General features: G+C 40.5%; 22 protein-coding genes and 1 tRNA gene. 17 read left to right on the top strand and 6 right to left on the bottom strand.

Annotation, left to right across the window (positions count from 1 at the left end):
• The first annotated feature begins 125 nt into the window (after positions 1 to 125).
• Both BQ5364_RS11295 and BQ5364_RS11290 read left to right on the top strand, forming a co-directional pair.
• Positions 126 to 572 (top strand): regulatory YrvL family protein, encoded by a 447-nt coding sequence (locus BQ5364_RS11295; protein WP_004611366.1) that lies wholly within the window; start codon positions 126 to 128, stop codon positions 570 to 572.
• Between the two features lie 89 nt (positions 573 to 661).
• Complete coding sequence (locus BQ5364_RS11290; protein WP_004611365.1) at positions 662 to 1,021, top strand: hypothetical protein; 360 nt, start codon at positions 662 to 664, stop codon at positions 1,019 to 1,021.
• Positions 1,022 to 1,046: 25 nt separating this feature from the next.
• Here BQ5364_RS11290 and BQ5364_RS11285 read toward each other — a convergent pair whose 3' ends face one another.
• The gene (locus BQ5364_RS11285; RefSeq protein ID WP_022250612.1) at positions 1,047 to 1,931 is read right to left on the bottom strand and encodes a LysR family transcriptional regulator; all 885 of its coding nucleotides are present in this window, start codon (positions 1,929 to 1,931) and stop codon (positions 1,047 to 1,049) included.
• Positions 1,932 to 2,114: 183 nt separating this feature from the next.
• On the opposite strand from BQ5364_RS11285, the gene BQ5364_RS11280 reads away from it, so the two are divergent.
• The 11 genes from BQ5364_RS11280 to BQ5364_RS11230 all read left to right on the top strand — a co-directional run bounded on the left by BQ5364_RS11280 (position 2,115) and on the right by BQ5364_RS11230 (position 10,929).
• Positions 2,115 to 2,990 carry a shikimate dehydrogenase gene (locus tag BQ5364_RS11280; protein ID WP_004611363.1) on the top strand — a complete coding sequence of 292 codons (876 nt, stop codon included), beginning with the start codon at positions 2,115 to 2,117 and terminating at the stop codon, positions 2,988 to 2,990.
• A gap of 29 nt (positions 2,991 to 3,019) precedes the next feature.
• Complete coding sequence (locus tag BQ5364_RS11275) at positions 3,020 to 4,207, top strand: MFS transporter (RefSeq protein ID WP_022250613.1); 1,188 nt, start codon at positions 3,020 to 3,022, stop codon at positions 4,205 to 4,207.
• A gap of 27 nt (positions 4,208 to 4,234) precedes the next feature.
• Positions 4,235 to 4,996, top strand: coding sequence for a type I 3-dehydroquinate dehydratase (aroD, locus tag BQ5364_RS11270; RefSeq protein ID WP_022250614.1), 762 nt, complete (start codon positions 4,235 to 4,237; stop codon positions 4,994 to 4,996).
• A gap of 89 nt (positions 4,997 to 5,085) precedes the next feature.
• The gene (locus BQ5364_RS11265) at positions 5,086 to 5,598 is read left to right on the top strand and encodes a TRAP transporter small permease (protein ID WP_004611360.1); all 513 of its coding nucleotides are present in this window, start codon (positions 5,086 to 5,088) and stop codon (positions 5,596 to 5,598) included.
• On the top strand, positions 5,586 to 6,875 hold the full coding sequence (locus BQ5364_RS11260) for a TRAP transporter large permease (RefSeq protein ID WP_004611359.1): 1,290 nt from the start codon (positions 5,586 to 5,588) through the stop codon (positions 6,873 to 6,875). The genes BQ5364_RS11265 and BQ5364_RS11260 overlap by 13 nt, the downstream gene beginning before the upstream one ends.
• Positions 6,876 to 6,887: 12 nt before the next feature.
• Entirely contained in the window at positions 6,888 to 7,877 is a 990-nt protein-coding gene (locus tag BQ5364_RS11255) for a TRAP transporter substrate-binding protein (RefSeq protein WP_004611358.1), read from the top strand.
• Between the two features lie 141 nt (positions 7,878 to 8,018).
• Positions 8,019 to 8,576, top strand: a complete 558-nt coding sequence (gene efp, locus BQ5364_RS11250; protein ID WP_004611355.1) for an elongation factor P — start codon at positions 8,019 to 8,021, stop codon at positions 8,574 to 8,576.
• A 243-nt stretch (positions 8,577 to 8,819) separates the two neighbouring features.
• Entirely contained in the window at positions 8,820 to 9,701 is an 882-nt protein-coding gene (locus tag BQ5364_RS11245) for a DUF5688 family protein (RefSeq protein WP_022250619.1), read from the top strand.
• Positions 9,702 to 9,787: 86 nt separating this feature from the next.
• Positions 9,788 to 9,859 (top strand) — tRNA-Arg (locus BQ5364_RS11240).
• A gap of 42 nt (positions 9,860 to 9,901) precedes the next feature.
• Positions 9,902 to 10,606, top strand: a complete 705-nt coding sequence (locus tag BQ5364_RS11235) for an AzlC family ABC transporter permease (protein ID WP_004611351.1) — start codon at positions 9,902 to 9,904, stop codon at positions 10,604 to 10,606.
• The gene (locus BQ5364_RS11230) at positions 10,597 to 10,929 is read left to right on the top strand and encodes a branched-chain amino acid transport AzlD family protein (protein ID WP_004611350.1); all 333 of its coding nucleotides are present in this window, start codon (positions 10,597 to 10,599) and stop codon (positions 10,927 to 10,929) included. Before BQ5364_RS11235 ends, BQ5364_RS11230 begins: the two co-directional genes overlap by 10 nt.
• Positions 10,930 to 10,975: 46 nt before the next feature.
• On the opposite strand, the gene BQ5364_RS11225 is transcribed toward BQ5364_RS11230, so the two are convergent.
• The 4 genes from BQ5364_RS11225 to BQ5364_RS11210 form a co-directional block, all read right to left on the bottom strand.
• Positions 10,976 to 11,758, bottom strand: coding sequence for a hypothetical protein (locus BQ5364_RS11225; RefSeq protein WP_004611349.1), 783 nt, complete (start codon positions 11,756 to 11,758; stop codon positions 10,976 to 10,978).
• The gene (locus BQ5364_RS11220) at positions 11,752 to 12,450 is read right to left on the bottom strand and encodes an ABC transporter ATP-binding protein (RefSeq protein ID WP_004611348.1); all 699 of its coding nucleotides are present in this window, start codon (positions 12,448 to 12,450) and stop codon (positions 11,752 to 11,754) included. Before BQ5364_RS11220 ends, BQ5364_RS11225 begins: the two co-directional genes overlap by 7 nt.
• Complete coding sequence (locus BQ5364_RS11215; protein ID WP_004611347.1) at positions 12,451 to 12,819, bottom strand: GntR family transcriptional regulator; 369 nt, start codon at positions 12,817 to 12,819, stop codon at positions 12,451 to 12,453.
• Positions 12,820 to 12,907: 88 nt separating this feature from the next.
• Positions 12,908 to 13,783, bottom strand: a complete 876-nt coding sequence (locus tag BQ5364_RS11210; protein ID WP_004611346.1) for a deoxyribonuclease IV — start codon at positions 13,781 to 13,783, stop codon at positions 12,908 to 12,910.
• A 209-nt stretch (positions 13,784 to 13,992) separates the two neighbouring features.
• On the opposite strand from BQ5364_RS11210, the gene argS reads away from it, so the two are divergent.
• From argS to BQ5364_RS11195, 3 genes are read left to right on the top strand one after another with little or no spacing between them, the layout of a single operon-like run.
• Positions 13,993 to 15,759 (top strand): arginine--tRNA ligase, encoded by a 1,767-nt coding sequence (gene argS, locus BQ5364_RS11205; protein WP_004611345.1) that lies wholly within the window; start codon positions 13,993 to 13,995, stop codon positions 15,757 to 15,759.
• Between the two features lie 3 nt (positions 15,760 to 15,762).
• On the top strand, positions 15,763 to 16,947 hold the full coding sequence (locus BQ5364_RS11200) for an alanyl-tRNA editing protein (protein ID WP_004611344.1): 1,185 nt from the start codon (positions 15,763 to 15,765) through the stop codon (positions 16,945 to 16,947).
• On the top strand, positions 16,908 to 17,750 hold the full coding sequence (locus tag BQ5364_RS11195) for a CPBP family intramembrane glutamic endopeptidase (RefSeq protein ID WP_022250626.1): 843 nt from the start codon (positions 16,908 to 16,910) through the stop codon (positions 17,748 to 17,750). The genes BQ5364_RS11200 and BQ5364_RS11195 overlap by 40 nt, the downstream gene beginning before the upstream one ends.
• Positions 17,751 to 17,821: 71 nt before the next feature.
• Here the strand turns inward: BQ5364_RS11195 and BQ5364_RS11190 are convergent, their stop codons facing one another.
• Entirely contained in the window at positions 17,822 to 18,190 is a 369-nt protein-coding gene (locus tag BQ5364_RS11190) for a VOC family protein (RefSeq protein ID WP_071144290.1), read from the bottom strand.
• Positions 18,191 to 18,375: 185 nt separating this feature from the next.
• Here BQ5364_RS11190 and BQ5364_RS11185 point away from each other — a divergent pair, with 185 nt between their 5' ends.
• A complete protein-coding gene (locus tag BQ5364_RS11185) occupies positions 18,376 to 19,416 on the top strand; it encodes a C40 family peptidase (RefSeq protein ID WP_071144750.1) in 1,041 nt (346 codons plus the stop codon).
• The last annotated feature ends 102 nt before the right edge of the window (positions 19,417 to 19,518 follow it).

Here is a 19,518-nt window from a genome sequence, read left to right as displayed (position 1 = left end):
ATATAGCCTAGTAAATTGCAAGAAATATTGGACATAATTTAAAGAACAGATTAAAATAGATGTATGAGGTAGAAGTTGAAATAGTATACCTTGTACATCTTTTTTTGTTTGGAAAGGCGTGAAAAATGAGAAAAAAAGTATTAGATTTTTTGGGCTTTATTATTTGCGTGGCAGTTGTTTTAGGTATTGTTTCGGTAATCGCTCTTGTCGGTGGTTCTATTATGAAAATCTTTGGGTTTCGATATGAATCGGTTGGCAAAATTATATTGTTTTTTCTTATTTTTGCAATTGTAGGATTTCCGATGGAAGTGTTTGCACAGGCGTTGCCGAATGCACTGCTGTCATTAGACAGGATTTCTTTTATGAGTGCGAAAGTTTTGTTTGTTTTTTTAGACACTACAGCAACTACGATTGCAATGGTAGTTGTTGATCATTTTATGAAAAGTGTGTCTGCCTCGTTATTATCTATACTTGTGGTCGCATTTTTATTTGCAATCACATCTTTGGATGAGGTTAAGCGAGATTGCGATTGTAAAGATGAGAAGGAAAGATGGGAGGAAAAAGAGTCATGAGAAGTGTTAGGAATCGGAAGTTGTATTGTTGGATTATTATTAGTTGTTTTCGGTAGCATAATGAAAATGAAGGGTTGGAGGTGTATCAAATGAGAAAAAGATCTGTTGTATTAGGTGCCTGTATTTTTGCTGCGTTTTCATTAACAGGATGTAAAGATACGGAAACGCCGAAAGGGAATCCGACATTTAACGCAACTGTTTTGGAAATAGGTGAAAATACGATTTCAGTCGAACCTTTTGAAAATGAAGAGATATCAACAGGTGAAATTACGGTTACAACGGATGTTGTATCAAAGATTGAAGTACCGGAACTTGAAGAGGGAACAGAGGTATGTATCGTATATAATGGAGAAATTTTGGAGACTTATCCGGCTCGGATTAAAACCGTTTTTGCAATTTACCTGTTGGATGAAAATGGCGAAGCAATTATACCAAAGGACAGTGATTAAAGGAAGGAGCGCAAGTTAAAGAATATTAGGTCAGACCGGAATCTTTTTTGATAAATTTGACAAACCGGTTTGTGGCGGGAATCATATATTTGTCTTTCATATGAGCCATGTAGACCGTGTGGATGAGTTCTTCGCCGGCAACCGGAATTTTGGCAATCTTTGCATCGCGTATCGTGTCAACATCGGCAACGAGTGCGATTCCAAAGTCTTCTGCCACAAGTGCTGCGATAGAATATTCGTCTGGACAGTCGATGACAATATCCGGCTGGATCTGGTGCTTACGATATAATTTGTGAGTGTAAAGTCCAAGACCTGAATCACGGTCATATCCGATCACCGGATAATCCTGCAGTACTTGAAAAGGTACTTCTTTTTCATTTGCGAGCGGATGGTTTAACGAGGTGATGAGTAACATCTCCTGATGCAGGATTGGAGTAAACTGTACGGAAGGCTGATCTTCCACATATGCGCCAAAAACAACGTCATACATGTCGTTTTTCAGCCCGCGGATCAGGTCAATTGTATGTGCCTGACTGAAACTGAACGTCACTTGTTTATTTTCCGGAAGATTCAAAAAAGTACGCACCGTGTGCGGAATATAGTGGTTAGCGAGAGGGGATACATAGGCGATGTCGATGTGTCCCCCTTCTTGTGTCAGATGGTACATTTTCTGTTCCGCAGTGCGAACCTCTTCTAAAATGCGGTCAACGTGTTCTAAAAACATCTTACCGTATTTGGTGAGTGTGATGTTTCGTCCGTTTTTTTCAAAAAGAGGAATACCGAGTTCATTTTCTAGCGTATCCATAGAACGACTGAGACTTGGCTGGGAAATATTCAGTTCATTGGCGGCTAAGCGGAAATGTTCCAGCTGGGCAATTTTTTGAAAATATGTTAATTGATTTAATGTCATAGCATGTACTCCTTTCTCTACCTTACAGTATATCACAATTGATAGAAAAAAACTATCAAAAAATAACAAAAGATGTATTGGAAGTATTGATTGAAATCGTATATAATCACAGTAAAGAGGTTGTTTAAAATTTAACAAATGGGCAAAAGAAAAAACAATTCAAATTAAAAGGAGAGAAAAATCATGGCAGAAAGAATTACAGGTCACACAGAATTAATCGGTTTAATGGCTTACCCAATCAGACATTCAAGTTCACCGGCAATGCAGAATGAAGCATTTGCAAAATTAGGATATGACTATGCATACCTTGCATTTGAGGTGGACAACGATACATTAGAAGATGCGATCAAAGGACTTCGTGCATTAAAGATGAGAGGCTCTAACGTATCTATGCCAAACAAAACAGTGGTACATAAATACTTAGACGAGTTGTCACCGGCAGCGAAAATGTGTGGTGCAGTCAATACAATCGTAAATGACAATGGACACCTGACAGGTCACATTACAGATGGTATCGGTTATATGGCAGCATTAAAAGACAACAACATTGATGTTATTGGCAAAAAAATGACAATTGTCGGAGCGGGTGGAGCTGCAACAGCAATTGAAATTCAGGCAGCGCTTGACGGTGTGGCAGAGATGTCTATTTTTAACATCAAAGATAAATTCTGGGCAAATGCAGAAGAGACAGTAAAGAAAATCAATGAAAATACAAACTGTAAAGCGACATTATATGATCTTGCAGATCTTGACAAATTAAAAGAAGAGATTGCAGACAGCTATTTATTTGCAAACGGAACAGGCATGGGTATGAAACCATTAGAAGGTCAGACATACATTCCGGACAAATCGTTCTTAAGACCAGACCTGATCGTAACAGATGTTGTATATGCTCCAAGAGAAACAGCGCTGTTGAAGATGGCAAAAGAAGTCGGATGTAAGACAATGAACGGTCTTGGAATGATGTTATTCCAGGGTTCAGCCGCATTTGAATTGTGGACAGGAGAACCAATGCCGATCGAATATATGAAAGAAATCTTAGATATCAAATACGACTAAAAGAAAAAAGGAGTGCAGAGGAAAAGACGATGAATAAGAAATATTTACCAAGTGCATTGATTTTGTACTTAAACTATTTTATCCATGGTATTGGATGTTCTATATTGAGCCAGCAGGTTGTAAAAGAGATGCTGGCAGATCAGTGGGGAATGAACGATGCGATGAAAGTAACTGCAATCGCAGCCGCATTGGGATTGGGACGTTTGATCTCACTTCCGTTTGCAGGACCGTTATCGGATAAGCTTGGAAGAAGAATTTCGGTATTGATTGGTGTGGCATCTTATGTTATTTTCTTCGTAGGGATTGCTTTTTCACCAAACGTACAGGTTGCATATGTTGCAGCAGTTCTCGGAGGTATCGCAAACTCCTTCTTAGATACAGCTACATATCCGGCAGTTGCAGAGATTATGTACAAGTATACAGGTATTGCGACAATGGGAATTAAGTTATTTATTTCCGTAGCACAGCTTTTAATGCCATTCTTCTTAGGACTTGTGGCAGGAACATCTATGTCATACCTGACACTTCCACTTGTAGCAGGTATTATAATCGCAGTGCTCGGTGTGCTGGCAATTTTTGCACCGCTTCCGGCAGAGTCTGAGAGCGGAAAATCAGAGTCATTTATCAGTAACCTGAAAAATGCAAATTTCTCATTGGAAAGTGTAGCCTTGATTTTAATCGGTTTCACAAGTACAGCTACATTCCAGTTATGGTTAAACTGTGCGCAGACATTCGGAAAAGAAATCGCAGGAATCCCGTCTGAATCGGTATCTGTAATGCAGACATACTACTCAGCAGGAACTTTGGTTGCGTTGTTTGTGACAAGTATTTTGATCACAAAATTCAAACAAGTACGTTTTCTTGTTATCTATCCGGCGATTGCGACAATCATGTTGGTGTTAGTATATTTGATCAAGACACCTGCAATCTGCTACATCGGTGCATTTGTAATCGGTTATGCAGCAGCAGGAGGAGTTCTTCAGATGGCAACAGCTACTGTAAATGAACTGTTCCCGAAGATCAAAGGAACAATCACAAGCCTTGTTATGATTGCATCAAGCTTATGTAATTATACAATTTTAAGTGCGGCTGCCAATATGTCCGCAACAGGCGTTCTTGTAATGAACATTGTCATTACTGTAATCGGTGTGTTGCTTGCGCTGTTGGTAAATGCAAGATATGGAAAATTAGTAGAAAAAGTAAATACAGCAAAATAAATTTTAAAAATCTGTAGGAGGAAGTTTATGAATCCGGTAATCGTAAGAAATGTAAAGATCGGAGAAGGAGTACCAAAAATCTGTGTGCCGATCGTAGGAGTGACAAAGGAAGAAATTATCAATGAAGCAAAAACATTTGAAAATATTCCGGTAGATGTAGTAGAATGGCGTGTAGACTGGTTTGAACATGTTTTTGAATTTGAAAAAGTAGAAGAGGTTTTAAAAGAGCTGAGAGAAGCTTTGGGAGAGACACCATTGTTATTCACATTCCGTACTTCAAAAGAAGGTGGAGAGAAAGCAATCGAGGCAAAAGAATATGCAGAATTAAATAAGAAAGCTGCTGCGACAGGATATGTGGATTTAGTAGATGTGGAAGCATTTACAGGAGATGAGGTTGTAAAAGAAATCATCGAAGCGGCACACGAAGTGAATGTAAAAGTAGTTGCGTCTAACCATGATTTCGACAGGACACCTGAAAAAGATGAGATTGTCTCAAGACTTCGCAAAATGCAGGACTTAGGAGCAGACATTCCGAAGATTGCAGTAATGCCGAACAACAAAAAAGATGTTCTTGTATTGTTATCTGCGACAGAAGAGATGGCATCTGAGTATGCGGACAGACCGATCATCACAATGTCAATGGCAGGAACAGGCGTGATCAGCAGACTTTGCGGAGAAGTATTCGGTTCAGCTTTGACATTTGGAGCAGCAAAAAAGGCATCTGCACCAGGGCAAATGGAAGTGAATAATTTGGAAACTGTATTGCAATTGTTACACAAAAGCCTATAATAAGTGCAAACAGGCTTGACAGCGAGACTGCCAAGCCTGTTTTTAAATCCGTGTTGTGTTAAGAAATAAACGAATGAGAGGAGCAGGCTATGAAAAGAGTATTCACATGGTTAAATAACAGTCTGGAAGAATTTCTAATGGGAGCAGGTCTTATCATGATGACTGCCATTATGGGAATTCAGGTGGTTTTTCGATATGCATTTGGCATGTCTTTGTCATGGTCGGAAGAGATCACAAGATATATTTTTATTTGGGAAGGATTTTTGAGCATCAGCTATTGTACGAAAAAATGTATTTCTATAAAAGTGGAGCAGTTTGTGGCGATGTTTCCGAAACGAGGAAAAGCGTTGTTTAAGCTGGTGAATCATACGATTGAACTAGTATTTTTCTGCTATATGATACCGTATGCCTTTTTGTATCTGCGCTCTGCGATTGAGAGCGGACAGGTCAGTCCGGCGTGTGGAATTCCGATGTATTACATTCAGGCAGCGCCGTTTGTATGCTTTATTCTGGCTGCATTTAGAATTGTGCAGAGATGGTGGATCGAGCTTCAGGTTGTAAGGGCGAAAGAAAAAGGAGGGGAAGAATCATGCCAATCGTAGTTGTATTTTTAATATTTGTAGTTTGCCTGGTGATTGCGATTCCGGTATCGATATCACTTGGGATTGTATCGGTATTGCCGGGAGCATTTGACCCTTCTTTTACGGCGAGCGCCCAGTTTGTCATTCGTTCTATGTTTGGTGGAATCGACAGTTTTCCACTTCTTGCAGTGCCGATGTTTGTGTTCTCCGGAATCGTTATGGCAAAGGGTGGAATCTCGAAAAGGCTGTTTGATGTTTTCGCGTATTTTCTTGGAAAAAGAACTGCGGGAATGCCGTGCGCAGTGATTATTACATGTTTGTTTTATGGTGCAATATCAGGTTCGGGCCCGGCTACTGTAGCGGCGGTTGGAAGTATGACAATACCGATTTTGATGGAACTTGGATATGACAAGAAATTTGTGACAGCAGTGGTTGCTGTGGCGGGAGGACTCGGTGTGATCATACCGCCAAGTATTCCGTTTATCATGTATGGAATGGCGGCGGGAGAATCCGTGAGTGATCTGTTTATCGCGGGAATTATTCCGGGACTTTTGATTGGCGGCCTGCTGATGATCTATGCAATCTATTACTGTAAGAAATATGGAGAAGACAAAGAAAAGATTGCAGAAGAGATTGGAAAATTACATGCGAAAGGCTTTTTGAAAGTGTTAAAAGAGAGCTTTTTTGCCCTGCTTAGTCCGGTTATTATTTTAGGGTGCATTTATTCGGGAATTGCTTCACCGACAGAGGCTGCGGTTATCTCGGTTTTCTATGCGTTGATTATCAGTCTTTTTATCTATCGCACGATTCAGGTGAAGAACATTTGGGGAATCATTGTAGAATCCACAAGAACTTATGCGCCGCTGTTATTTATACTTGCAGCGTCAATTGCGTTTTCGCGGGTGCTTACACTGATGCAGGTGCCACAGGCAGTCAGCGAATGGATTTTGACACACTTTAGTAATCCGATTGTCATTTTAATTGTGATTAATATCTTTTTACTGATTGTGGGAATGGCGATGGATACGACACCGGCGATCTTGATCTTAAGCCCGATTTTATTGCCGATTGTAACAGAAATAGGAATGGACCCGATTCATTTTGGTGTGATGATGGTTGTAAACCTTGCAATTGGTTTTGTGACACCTCCGATCGGAGTCAATTTGTTCGTGGCAAGTTCACTTACGGAGATACCGATTATGGAAATTGCAAAAAAAGCATTTCCGATGATTGTGTTCTTCTTGATTGCGTTACTGCTGATTACATTTATACCAGGTATCAGTCTTGTGCTATTGTAGGAGGGAAATCTGATGAAGAAAAAAATATATATGGCAACAGCGGTGCTGGCTGCTGTACTCTTGTCCGGGTGCGCCAAGGAGAGCGATGTGCAAAGATACGCTTGGCCGCTTGCGACATCCAGTCCGGAAGATACGGTGACACAGTTGTTCTCGGAAAAATTTGCAGAAGAGGTGGATCGGCTAAGTGATGGAAAGATGAAGATTCAAGTATATCCAAACAGTACGCTTGGCGGAGACCGTGAATTGTTAGAAAGCTGTAAAGACGGAGATATTCCGTTTGTCGTACAAAATACAGCGCCGCAGGTTACGTTTATGAAAGATGTCGCGGTATTTGACATTCCATGTGTGTTTGACTCTATTGAAGAAGTCCGCAACAAAGTGGATGATGCGAAGTTCTATGGTCTGATGGAAGATGTTTACAAAGATGCGGGCTATAAGCTGTTGGGGTATGCGGATCAGAGGTTCCGTGTCATGTCCACGAACAAAAATATTACTTCCCTGTCGGATTTTAAGGGGCAAAAGATCAGAACAATGGAGAATCCGTATCATATGGCTTTCTGGAAGTCGCTCAAAGCGAATCCGACACCTATGACTTTCAGTGAGGTGTACATCGGGCTTCAGCAGGGAACAATCGATGCACAGGAAAACCCATATGAGGTTATTGTTTCCAGTCGATTATATGAACAGCAGGATTATGTGGTTGAGACAAATCATCTGCCGCATTTGATTTCTTTGATTGTCAGTGATGAATTTTTTGAAGGGCTTTCAAAGAAAGAGCAAAATGTGATCACAGAGGCTTCTGAGATTGCAAAAAAATACGCAAGAGAGCAGTCGGACACCCGCATTGCGGAAAAAATCAAGGTGATTGAGGAAAGTGGAACGAAGATTGTTCCTATGAGTGAAGAACTAAGACAAGAGGTGCGGGATGCCTCAAAAGGAGTGACAGAAGAGATCTGTCACAGTGTGTCAAAAGACATTGTAGATGCGTATTTGGAACAATAATTAAGTGGATAGAAAAAAAAGGTTGAAAAATCGTACAAACTATTATAGAATGGATAGAAGTGAAGAAGAATATTTATGCTTAAAGGAGCATGTCCCGCAAGATGTAGTGATACATGTGGGAATAATTAAGGAGGATAACAGATGATTTCAGCAGGAGATTTTAAAAATGGTGTAACCCTTGAAATTGACGGGAATATTTATCAGATTTTAGAATTCCAACATGTAAAACCAGGTAAAGGTGCAGCGTTCGTTAGAACAAAATTAAAAAATATTATCAGTGGTGGAGCTGTAGAAAAAACATTTAGACCTACAGAAAAATTCCCAAAAGCTCATATCGAAAGAAAAGATATGCAGTACTTATATTCTGATGGAGAATTGTATCACTTCATGGATGTTGAGACATATGATCAGATTGCATTGAATGAAGATGCAATTGGTGATTCACTCAAATTCGTAAAAGAGAATGAGATGGTGAAGATTTGTTCTCACAATGGCAATGTATTTGCTGTAGAGCCACCATTGTTCGTAGAACTTGCGATTACAGAGACAGAGCCAGGATTTAAAGGAGATACAGCACAGGGTGCGACAAAACCAGCTACTGTGGAGACAGGAGCAGTTGTATACGTACCGTTGTTTGTAGAACAAGGCGATGTTCTGAAGATTGATACACGTACAGGAGAGTACTTATCAAGAGTATAATGGATTCTGTTCAGATATCTGATAACGGAGAGGATGAGTTTATTTATAGGATAGCTCATCCTTTTTTTGTTACAGAGGAAATGTTAGCGTATGGATAAAAATTTCAAAAAGGCATTGTATTTTTCAGAAGCTTCGGTTATAATCAAAAAACCATAATATATTTCAAATCTATTTTCTTTGACAGGTTCATGTCAATTTTTCAAGAGGGATAAAAAGAAAGCAACTCACAGGAAAGGAGTTTATATGAATTATCAGCAATTTGTGAGTGCAGTAGAAGTAAGAATAAAGCAACAGGTGAAAGAAGGGATGTCAGTATGTATTCAGACGACGATGAAAAATAATGGAAAAAACAGAGTCGGAATCATGGTCAGTGAAAAAGGAATCAATGTATCGCCGACGATTTATCTGGAAGAATATTTTGAGCAGTATCAGAAACATCAGTCACTTGACCGGATTGTAAAGAGCATTTTAAAATTGTATCAGGAAGTGCGCATAGAGCATGCGTGGGAGACTTCGGTATTGCAGAGCTTTTCAAAAATGCAGCAAAAAATTGTGTACAAACTGATTCATGCAGAGGAGAATGCAGAACTTCTCGAACAGATTCCACATGTGTGCGTGTTGGATTTGGCGATTGTATTCTATGTGCTGCTGGATGTCAGTAAATCAGGAACAGCCACCATATTGATCACAGATGATATTGTGAAAATGTGGGGTGTGGAAAAAGAGAAAATCTATAACATTGCACATCAGAACACGAAAAAACTCCTGCCGCCGGAATTTCAAACAATGCACTCCGTGGTGGCTGAATTGCTTGGCGAAGAGACAAACGATGAAGAGGAAGAAGATTTTATGTATGTGCTAACCAATGAAATCCGAAGCTTTGGTGCTGCGTGCATTTTGTATGATAAGGTGCTTGAGGATATTGGAAATCAGCTCGGAGAAAATTATTATGTACTCCCAAGCAGTATACATGAAGTGATTATCGTGCCGGAGAGTAAGAGCCCGAACCGTATCGATCTGGAGGATATGATTGAAGAGATCAACGATACGCAGGTGGAAGAGGAGGAAATCCTCTCTTACAGAGCATATTATTTCAGCAGAAAAGAAAACCGACTAATTTTGTGATTTTGTAAATCCAGACAGAATTTCTTTACTTTTGGAGAAAAGTGTGATATTATTTAAAAGTCGTTTACGATGTAAACGACTCTTATACACCTATAGCTCAGGGGATAGAGCACCGCCCTCCGGAGGCGGGTGCGGCGGTTCGAATCCGCCTAGGTGTGTATATTTGAGAATGGTATAAAGTGTAGGATAGAGGAAGAGAAATGTCACAACATAGGCAAGCATTTAAGAAAGCATTTCCTTATACAATTCCGGTGTTGACGGGATATTTGTTTATAGGAATTGCGTTTGGTGTGATGTATGCAGAAAAGGGATATTCTTTCGTATGGGCGATATTAATGAGTCTGCTTGTATATGCAGGTTCTGGACAATACCTGGCAGTGAATTTTTTCGTGCCGGGTATTTCTTTTTTACAAGTCATTTTTTTGACATTTATGGTGAATGTCAGACATGTGTTTTATGGAATCTCTCTTTTGGAAAAATTTAATAAAATGGGCAAATCAAGATGGTATATGATTTTTAGCTTGACGGATGAGACGTACTCATTGCTTTGTACGACAAAAGTGCCTCAGGGAGTAGCGGAAGAAAAGTTTCTTTTGGCGATCGCACTTTTGAATCAATCTTATTGGGTGATTGGTTCTGCAATCGGTGGTTTGGTGGGAAGTCTTCTTCCGATCAATTCAGAGGGAATTGATTTTGCAATGACGGCATTGTTTGTTGTGATCTTTATTGAACAATGGATGGAGAAAAAGAACCGGATACCGGCGGTGATCGGTGTTGTGGGAGCGTTTGTTTGTCTGCAGATTTTTGGCGCGGACAGTTTTGTATTGCCGTCGATGCTTTTGATTGTTCTTATATTGTTTGTGGGGGAAAAGAGATTGGATAAGGAGGAAGAAGGATGCCGGTAAGTGCGGGAATTTCGATTTTGATTATTTTGGCGGTTGCACTGACTACATTTGCAACGAGAGTTACTCCTTTTTTGGTCTTTCCAAAAGGAAAAGAGATTCCAGAGACGATACAGTATCTTGGAAAAGTATTGACACCGGCAGTGATCGGGATGCTTGTTGTATATTGTTTAAAAAGTACACCGGTGCGGGAGGCGCCGCATGGTGTTCCGGAGTTGATTGCTGTGGCCACGGTTGCGGCACTGCATGTGTGGAAACGAAACAATCTGCTCAGTATCGGGGCTGGAACGGTGCTGTATATGTTTTTGATTCAGGTTGTATTTTGATAAAAATAGGGACGAGGGTTTCAAAAAGAACCCTTGTCCCTGTTTTTTAGTTGAGATTTGTTTTTTTCTTTAGTAAGTAGTATGTACCACCGAAGAACAGGAATGTTTCCAGGATACATAGGATGGCGCTTGCCTTATAAGAACTTAAGAATGCTGTTGTGGCAAGCGAATCAGAGGAAGCGCTCAAAAATGGATCATATCCAACTGCAAACATGACGATCAGCATCAATACAGAAAAAACTGTTGAAATTGCAAAGTAAGCAATGATTGCTCCGAGCACTCTGTGCGAAGAAAGGAGCTGCCCGATAGATACTGAAAAATAGTAAAGTGCCACATTCCCAAAACATCCGACAACAGAGATTCCGACAGTTGACCAGAAAAACAGGCTTGGTGACATCTCCAATGCTTTTTCTAGCTCATTAAGCGCCTCTGCAGAGTTTTGATAAACCTGTGGTATGATAACCACGATTGCAAGTCCTGCGATGACGATTGCGAGATCTAAAATACTCCAGACGCATGCTGCAAATGCTTTGGAAAACAGAAGCTGTCCTCTTGTCGCCGGAAGTGTCAGTGTCAGATATCCTTCGTCGGTATACAGGCTTTTATAATAGCGTACTACAATTAAAATAGATGTCGCACATGGTACAACGATCCAGATGGAGATCAGGAATACAAATGAGACAATCAATATCACATTTGGCAGATCCATCATGGCCATCGCCTGAAACATAAATCGTCCAATCAGACAGGCAACCAGCAAAAGAATATGAATCGGAAGTAAAAATCGGGAGAGTGCCCGAAATTCGTGTTTAATTAATTTACTTAACATCTGAATACCTCCCTGAATAATGTATCTACGGATTTTCCGTGCTCAATTCGGATGTCATCTACACTTGTATTGAGTGCAATGTGCCCGTTTTGAAGAAAAAGAACACGGTCTAAAATGTTTTCAATATCTGTGATCAAATGTGTAGAGATCAATATTGTAGCATTTTCATTATAGTTTGTAAGAATGGTGTTCAGTATATAATCACGTGCTGCCGGATCAACACCGCCGATTGGTTCGTCCAATACGTACAAATCTGCATTGCGGCTCATGACTAAAATCAATTGTACCTTTTCTTTTGTCCCTTTGGAAAAGGTGCGGAGTCTTGCATTTGAATCAATCTGCAAATGTGCAAGCATCTCATAGGCACGTTTCTCATCAAAATTCTCATAAAAGTCTTTGAAATAAGAGACAATCTCTTTTACTTTCATCCAGTCGCTTAAGTATGTCCGTTCCGGAAGGTAAGAGACAATATTTCGTGTGGTGACAGATGGTTCTGCCCCGTCGATCAATATGCGTCCATCTGTTGGAACGAGCAGACCGTTGATGAGTTTGATCAATGTTGTCTTTCCGCTTCCGTTTGGTCCTAAAAGACCGATAATCTGTCCTCTGTCCAGAGATAGATTTAAGTTCGATAATGCAGTAAAGCTTCCGTAATTTTTGGTAAGTCCTCTGCACTCCAAAATAGGATTCATCTATTTTTCCCCCTTTATTCTCTCTTCCATAAGTTGTAAAGCTTCTTCTTCTCGAAAACCGAGTTGTTTCATTTTTTCGAAAAATTCTAAGATATGTTCATTGGCAAGATGCTGTTTTAGTTCTTTTATCATAGTTGCGTCCTCCGTAATAAAACGTCCACTCGTTCTCTGTGAGTATACCAAACCAACACGTTCCAGTTCTGATAAAGCTTTTTGCATCGTGTTTGGATTTACAGCAGCTTCTATTGCGAGATCGCGTACAGAAGGAAGCTTGTCACCAGCGTGGTATTTGCCCGATACAATATCCATTTGTATACGTTCCATAAGCTGCAGATAAATAGGTCGGTCATTGCTTAGTTCCCATGGCATTTAAGAATCACCTCACTTTGTATTAAATATATAATACAATATTACAATTAGAAGAAGAGAAAGTCAAGAGGAAGGTAAAATAATCATCTTAAAGGATAGAAGAGAATGTCTTGGTTTTTAACATTTCAATTTCGTGTTTGTAAGGTGCGAAAGATTTTTTGGGATTCTCTGTAGATGGAATATAAGGTGTCTCCAAAATCTTTGGCACTGTTTTGAAGTCTTTGTGATGCACGATATAGGAGAGTGCATCAAAGCCGATTTCGCCGAGACCTATGTTGGCATGGCGATCCTTGGAAGCACCGCGTATATTTTTGCTGTCATTAATGTGAAAGACGGCAATCTGCTCTTTGCCTATGAGTTTGTCAAAATGGTTGATGACTCCGTCAAAATCGTGAATGATATCATAGCCACTGTCATGTGTATGGCAGGTATCAAAGCAGACGCGCAGCTTTTCGTTGTGGACAACACCGTCGTAGATGCGTGCAAGTTCTTCGAAAGACCGTCCGATCTCGGTTCCCTTTCCTGCCATCGTCTCTAAGGCAATATTACAATTCGTGTCCTTGGTCAGGACAGTGTTTAATCCCTTTACGATTTGTGCAATTCCGGCATCTGCTCCAGCGCCTACGTGTGCGCCGGGATGGAGAATCAAAGTGTGACTTTTACAGCTTTCTGTTCGCTCCAATTCTAGCTGCAAAAATTCTACTGCCAGCTCAAAGGTTTCCGGTTTGATTGTATTTCCAAGATTGATGATATACGGTGCATGCACAACGATTTCGTCAATTCCGTGAGCGGACATGTAATCCCATGCCGCGTCAATATTTAATTCACTGACATCTTTTCGGCGCGTATTTTGGGGTGCGCCTGTATAAAACATAAAGGTATTGGCGTTGTATGAGACGGCTTCTTTTGCTGAACCAAGCAGCATCTCTTTGCCACTCATACCTACATGAGAGCCTATTTTCATAATGTTTCCTCACTTTCATAATATAGTATATTTAAGTTTCAATAATAGTAATCGTTCCTAAATATATCATGGAAGAAAAGAAAATACAATAACGAACGAAATCTTTTGCAAATATATGGTTGTTGCAATGAAATCCTTGTGCTAAAATAAGGAAGTATAAGAAAAAATATGAACGAACGAAATAGAGCAGATGCAAAGCAGGAGGAACTATGAAAAAAATAGCAGATATTTTAACATTTGAATTGGAAGCTGCCTTTGAGAAAGCAGGATATGATAAACAATATGCAAAGGTTACATTGTCAAACAGACCGGATTTGTGTGAATATCAGTGTAATGGCGCGATGGCGGCGGCAAAAGCTTATAAGAAAGCACCGATCATGATTGCCAATGATGTGGTTGAAGTATTAAAAGAAAGTGTTTGCATTGAGCAGGTGGAGGCGGTCAATCCAGGATTTATCAATATTATTCTGGACGGTGAGTTTGTCGCTTCTTATTTAGGAAAAATGTCAGAGCAGGAAAAACTTGGTGTGGAAGAGCCGACAAAGCAGAAGACGATCATTGTGGATTACGGCGGAGCGAATGTTGCAAAGCCGCTTCATGTAGGACATCTTCGCTCAGCGGTAATTGGGGAAAGTGTAAAACGAATCGGGAAATATGTCGGACATAAGATGATTGGAGATGTGCATCTTGGAGACTGGGGATACCAGATGGGACTTGTCATCACCGAGCTGAAAAAGAGAAAACCGGAGCTTCCATATTTTGACGATCAGTTTGAAGGAGAATATCCAGAAGAATCACCGTTTACGATCACCGAGTTGGAAGAGATTTATCCGACAGCGAGCGCATACGCAAAAGAACATGAAGATTATAAAGAAGAAGCATTGCAGGCGACATTCTTATTGCAGAACGGGCATAGAGGATACACTGCAATCTGGAAACACATTATGAATGTTTCTGTTGCGGATTTAAAAAAGAATTACGGTGCATTGAACGTGGAATTTGATCTTTGGAAAGGCGAGGCAGATGCGCAGCCATATATTCCGGAGATGGTAGAATATATGAAAAAAGAAGGTTATGCACATATTGATCAGGGAGCGCTTGTCGTAGATGTCAAAGAAGAGAACGATACAAAAGAGATCCCGCCGTGTATGATCTTAAAATCTGACGGAGCGGCATTGTATGATACGACAGATCTTGCCACACTGATCGAACGTGAGAAACTGTATCATCCGGATGAGGTGATCTACCTTGCAGATAAGCGTCAGGAACTGCATTTTGTGCAGGTATTCCGTTGCGCGAAAAAGACAAAGATCATCAATGAGAATATGGAATTGAAGTTCATTGGATTTGGTACAATGAACGGAAAAGACGGAAAACCATTTAAGACGAGAGACGGCGGAGTGATGCGTCTGGAGAGTCTGATCAATGACATCAATGAGGAGATGTATAAAAAAATTGCAGAGAACCGTACGATGTCCGAAGAAGAGGCGAGAAAGACAGCACAGATGGTTGCGCTTTCTGCCATGAAATACGGAGATTTGTCAAATCAGGCTGCGAAGGATTATGTGTTTGATGTGGAAAGATTTATCTCGTTCGAGGGAAATACAGGACCGTACAATTTATATACGATTGTGCGTATCAAATCAATTCTTGCAAAATATGCAGAAAGTGGAAAAGATGCAGCCAAGTGCAAGATGAAAAAACCTCAGACACAGAGTGAAAAAGCATTGATGCTGGAGGTTGCAAAATTTAATAATGTCATTGAGACAGCATTTGAAGAACTTGCACCACATAAAATCTGTGCATACATTTATGATCTTTCGAATGCATTCAATCGCTTCTATCATGAGACGAAGATTCTTTCAGAAGAGAATGAAGACCGAAAAGCAGGATTTATCGCATTGTTGCTGATTACAAAACGGGCATTGGAGGCATGTATTGACATGCTTGGTTTTGAGGCTCCGGAAAGGATGTAGGATATGACAGAAAAGTTATTTTATGAAGATAGTCATATGGTAACCTTTTCGGCAACGGTTGTCTCGTGCGAACAATCAGGGGAAGTATATGAGGTGGTTCTTGACAGAACTGCCTTTTTTCCTGAGGGAGGGGGACAATACGCAGATACCGGGAGACTAGATGATGCAAAAGTGACAGATGTGCAGGAAAAAGCCGGAATCATTTACCATAAGACGAACCAATCTTTGGAAATAGGAAAAACAGTACAGGGCACGATTGACTGGGAAGAACGGTTTTCCAAGATGCAGCAGCATTCCGGAGAACATATTGTATCAGGGATTGTACATGCGGTATATGGCTATGACAATGTCGGGTTCCACATGGGAAAAGATGCCATTACAATGGATTTCAACGGCAGCATTTCTAAAGAAGAATTAAAAGTGATCGAGCGAAAAGCCAATGAAGCAGTGGTGAAGAGTCTGGATATCAAGGTGTTGTATCCCGCTAAAGAGGAATTAGATTCAATTGCTTACAGAAGTAAGATTGAGATTGAAGGGCAGGTACGCATTGTGGAGATACCAGGATATGATGTGTGCGCCTGTTGTGCACCGCATGTCAAAAAGACTGGGGAGATTGGATTGATCAAGCTTTTGAATGTGCAGAATTATAAAGGTGGCGTACGAATTTCCATGCTCTGTGGATTCCGGGCACTTCAGGATTATGAGCAGAAAGCAGAGAGTGTGAAAAAAATTTCTGTTTTGCTGTCAGCCCCGGAGGAGGAAGTCTTTTCAGAAGTCACCAGATTAAAGCAAGAGATTTCATCTGGAAAAGCGAAGGTTTCACAGCTTCAGCAAAAGCTTCTTGTCTATAAGGTGGAGCAGATTCCACAATCCCAAGAAGTAGTCGTTTGGTTTGAGGAAGAGCTTGAGGGAAATGCGCCGAGAGAATTGACAAACCTTATCATAGAAAACGGTGCTTCGATTGGAGCTGTATTTGCGGGAGATGAAAAAGATGGCTATCGCTATGTGATTGGAAGTAAAAGTTGTGATACACGAATATTTTCAAAACGATTAAATGAGAAATTCGGCGGAAGAGGCGGTGGAAAACCAGAGATGGTACAAGGTTCTTTGGCGGGAAGAGAAGAAGAAATTCGAAAGGAAGTGGAACTGTGCAGCAAAGAAGTCCTGGACAGCGGATTTGGAGACTGATCGGTCCGATTATTGTAAAAATGGCGGTTGCATTTGTGGTGGAGGCAGTTGTGATTTTTCTGTATGCGATATTTGTGCATCCGGAGACATTTCAAGCGGTGTCCAGCCAGGAAGAGTTGATGCAAAAGACGGTGGAGCTGACAGATGGTGTTTTGAAATATGCAACACAGATTAGCGCATTGGCTGCGCTTTGTACGATACCGATTCTTGCGTGGATGTTTCGAAAAGACCGGAAGCTGGAAAAAGAAAGTGGAGTTACACCGCAAAAAAAAGCGGCTTTTGGAAAATATATTTTGATTGTCGGAATCAGTATACCGGTTGCGCTAGGGGTTAACAATTTGTTGCTTTTGAGCAATCTCTCAGAAGTGAGTGAGGGCTATAAACAGGCGTCGGAGATGTTGTACACTCCGTCTTTACCGGTACAGATCATATGTCTTGGCATTGTTATTCCGATCATGGAAGAGTTGATTTTTAGAGGACTGCTCTTCAAGCGTCTGAGAGAAGTTATGCCGATGGTTCCGGCAGTGATTTATTCTGCGCTGTTTTTCGGATTGTATCATGGAAATCTGGTGCAGATTATTTATGGAACAATATGCGGTCTTCTTTTGGCATATGTCTATGAAAAATTCGGCTCGTTAAAAGCGCCGGTTTTGATGCATATGACCATGAATATATTAGCTTGTGTAGTGACTGAACTGAACGGATTTGCGTGGATGCTGGAGCAGCCGATGCGAATGGGAATTATCACTGTACTCTGTGCACTAGTGGCATCAGGCATGTTTGTTTTGATAAAAGATATGTAAAATAGAAAAATACAAATTGGGAGCTCTCGTTCATAGCAAACGTGCGCTCCCGATTATTATGGTGTTTTCCGTTATTCGGCTGGAATGATCTCGATCCAATATCCATCCGGGTCAGAAATAAAGTAGATTCCCATATCCGGATTCTCAAAACAGACACATCCCATCTCTTTGTGATATTTGAATGCAGCATCAAAATCAGATGTCTCAAATGCCAGATGAAATTCATTGTCTCCAAGATTATAAGGACGGTCCCAGTCACGAAGCCATGTCAGTTCGAGCTTCTGAGTAGAAGTCTTGTCGCTTAAGAATGCAAGGATAAAACTTCCGTCAGAAGCTTCTTTTTTGCGAACAACTTCAAGACCAAGCGCTTTCTTGTAAAAATCCAGCGATTTTTCCAAATCTAATACATTTAAGTTGTTGTGATTGAATGTAAAATTCATAATTGACCTCCTGATATGTGTTTTTTTGTTTAAATATAGCATATCATATATTACGAAGAAAAGGCAAAAGGAAAATGAATATTACAAAAATATTAAAAAATATTGCAAAAATGTATGAAGTGTTATATAATCGGGGTAATGAGGATTGTAAAGAAAATACTAAAAAATTCAGGATAGGTGGAATAATGAACAAATTTGGAAAGACTTTATTGACCTCTCTACTGGTAAGTTCTCTCACAGTGAGTTCTGTTTTTGCGGCGCCGTCAGTCGATGATTTAAAGCAGAATAAGGAAGCAGCGGAGAAGAAAGTAGAGACATTGCAAGATGAGATGGCAAGTCTGATGGCAGAGATTAATACGTTGGAGGAAGAGCTCGTTCAGACAGGAAAAGAGATCATAAAAGCAACAGATGATCTGCAGAAAGCAGAGGAAAAAGAAAAGACGCAATACGAAGAGATGAAAGCTCGTATTAAGATAATGTATGAGAATGGAACAGGTTCTATGCTCACAAAAGTATTTGAATCAGGAAGTATTGCTGAGATGCTGAAAAAAGCGGAATATGTTCAGGCAGTTCATGATAAAGACAGAAAGTGTCTGGAAGACTATGTTGAGACGAAAGAAAAGATTGCTGACTTAAAAGAATCTTTGGAAGAAGATCAGAAAGAACAGCAGAAAAAGCAAAAAGAATTTGAAAGTCAAAAAGAGACTTTGAATGCGACGATTGAAGAAGCAAAAGCAGAAGTTGATGATTTTGATGCACAGATTCAGGAAGCTGCACAGAAAGCAGAACAAGACAGACAGCGAGCATTGGCAGCAAGCTCTGGTAATCGTGGGAATTCCGGAACAACCTCCAATGGAGGTGGTAGTGATTATGTACCGCCTAGCAACTCTGGCGGCGGACAAGCAATTGTAGATGCGGCATATAGCTTTATCGGAGTTCCGTATGTGTGGGGCGGTGAAAGCTACAGCGGAGTGGATTGTTCAGGACTAGTGCTGATGGCGCACAAGGCAATTGGAGTAAGTTTACCACATAGCTCAGGATCTCAAGGAAGTGGTGGAAAAGCAGTTGCCAATATGGCTGCCGCATTACCTGGAGATGTTGTGTGCTATTCTGGACATGTAGGGATTTACATAGGCGGAGGACAGATGATTCATGCACCGGACTTTGGTCAGACAGTAAAAGTTTCGAGTGTATACGGATCACCTTGGTTCAGAAGATACTGGTAGGAAGAGTGAAAGGGTTATGACTATGTCATAGCCTTTTTTGTTTGGAGAAAATGATTGAAAAGGGGAGGTATTTATAGTATATTAAACTATATAGGGGGAGAA

Origin of the sequence: Coprococcus phoceensis (assembly GCF_900104635.1) — a bacterium.
Classification (GTDB): domain Bacteria; phylum Bacillota; class Clostridia; order Lachnospirales; family Lachnospiraceae; genus Faecalimonas; species Faecalimonas phoceensis.
Note: the sequence above shows the minus strand (reverse complement) of the source record. Positions and strands in the feature narration are given on the sequence as shown.

Coding starts and splice junctions, on each gene's coding strand:
- BQ5364_RS11295 (WP_004611366.1), top strand. CDS start 126: ATGAGAAAAAAAGTATTAGATTTTTTGGGCTTTATTATTTGCGTGGCA.
- BQ5364_RS11290 (WP_004611365.1), top strand. CDS start 662: ATGAGAAAAAGATCTGTTGTATTAGGTGCCTGTATTTTTGCTGCGTTT.
- BQ5364_RS11285 (WP_022250612.1), bottom strand. CDS start 1,931: ATGACATTAAATCAATTAACATATTTTCAAAAAATTGCCCAGCTGGAA.
- BQ5364_RS11280 (WP_004611363.1), top strand. CDS start 2,115: ATGGCAGAAAGAATTACAGGTCACACAGAATTAATCGGTTTAATGGCT.
- BQ5364_RS11275 (WP_022250613.1), top strand. CDS start 3,020: ATGAATAAGAAATATTTACCAAGTGCATTGATTTTGTACTTAAACTAT.
- aroD (WP_022250614.1), top strand. CDS start 4,235: ATGAATCCGGTAATCGTAAGAAATGTAAAGATCGGAGAAGGAGTACCA.
- BQ5364_RS11265 (WP_004611360.1), top strand. CDS start 5,086: ATGAAAAGAGTATTCACATGGTTAAATAACAGTCTGGAAGAATTTCTA.
- BQ5364_RS11260 (WP_004611359.1), top strand. CDS start 5,586: ATGCCAATCGTAGTTGTATTTTTAATATTTGTAGTTTGCCTGGTGATT.
- BQ5364_RS11255 (WP_004611358.1), top strand. CDS start 6,888: ATGAAGAAAAAAATATATATGGCAACAGCGGTGCTGGCTGCTGTACTC.
- efp (WP_004611355.1), top strand. CDS start 8,019: ATGATTTCAGCAGGAGATTTTAAAAATGGTGTAACCCTTGAAATTGAC.
- BQ5364_RS11245 (WP_022250619.1), top strand. CDS start 8,820: ATGAATTATCAGCAATTTGTGAGTGCAGTAGAAGTAAGAATAAAGCAA.
- BQ5364_RS11235 (WP_004611351.1), top strand. CDS start 9,902: ATGTCACAACATAGGCAAGCATTTAAGAAAGCATTTCCTTATACAATT.
- BQ5364_RS11230 (WP_004611350.1), top strand. CDS start 10,597: ATGCCGGTAAGTGCGGGAATTTCGATTTTGATTATTTTGGCGGTTGCA.
- BQ5364_RS11225 (WP_004611349.1), bottom strand. CDS start 11,758: ATGTTAAGTAAATTAATTAAACACGAATTTCGGGCACTCTCCCGATTT.
- BQ5364_RS11220 (WP_004611348.1), bottom strand. CDS start 12,450: ATGAATCCTATTTTGGAGTGCAGAGGACTTACCAAAAATTACGGAAGC.
- BQ5364_RS11215 (WP_004611347.1), bottom strand. CDS start 12,819: ATGCCATGGGAACTAAGCAATGACCGACCTATTTATCTGCAGCTTATG.
- BQ5364_RS11210 (WP_004611346.1), bottom strand. CDS start 13,783: ATGAAAATAGGCTCTCATGTAGGTATGAGTGGCAAAGAGATGCTGCTT.
- argS (WP_004611345.1), top strand. CDS start 13,993: ATGAAAAAAATAGCAGATATTTTAACATTTGAATTGGAAGCTGCCTTT.
- BQ5364_RS11200 (WP_004611344.1), top strand. CDS start 15,763: ATGACAGAAAAGTTATTTTATGAAGATAGTCATATGGTAACCTTTTCG.
- BQ5364_RS11190 (WP_071144290.1), bottom strand. CDS start 18,190: ATGAATTTTACATTCAATCACAACAACTTAAATGTATTAGATTTGGAA.
- BQ5364_RS11185 (WP_071144750.1), top strand. CDS start 18,376: ATGAACAAATTTGGAAAGACTTTATTGACCTCTCTACTGGTAAGTTCT.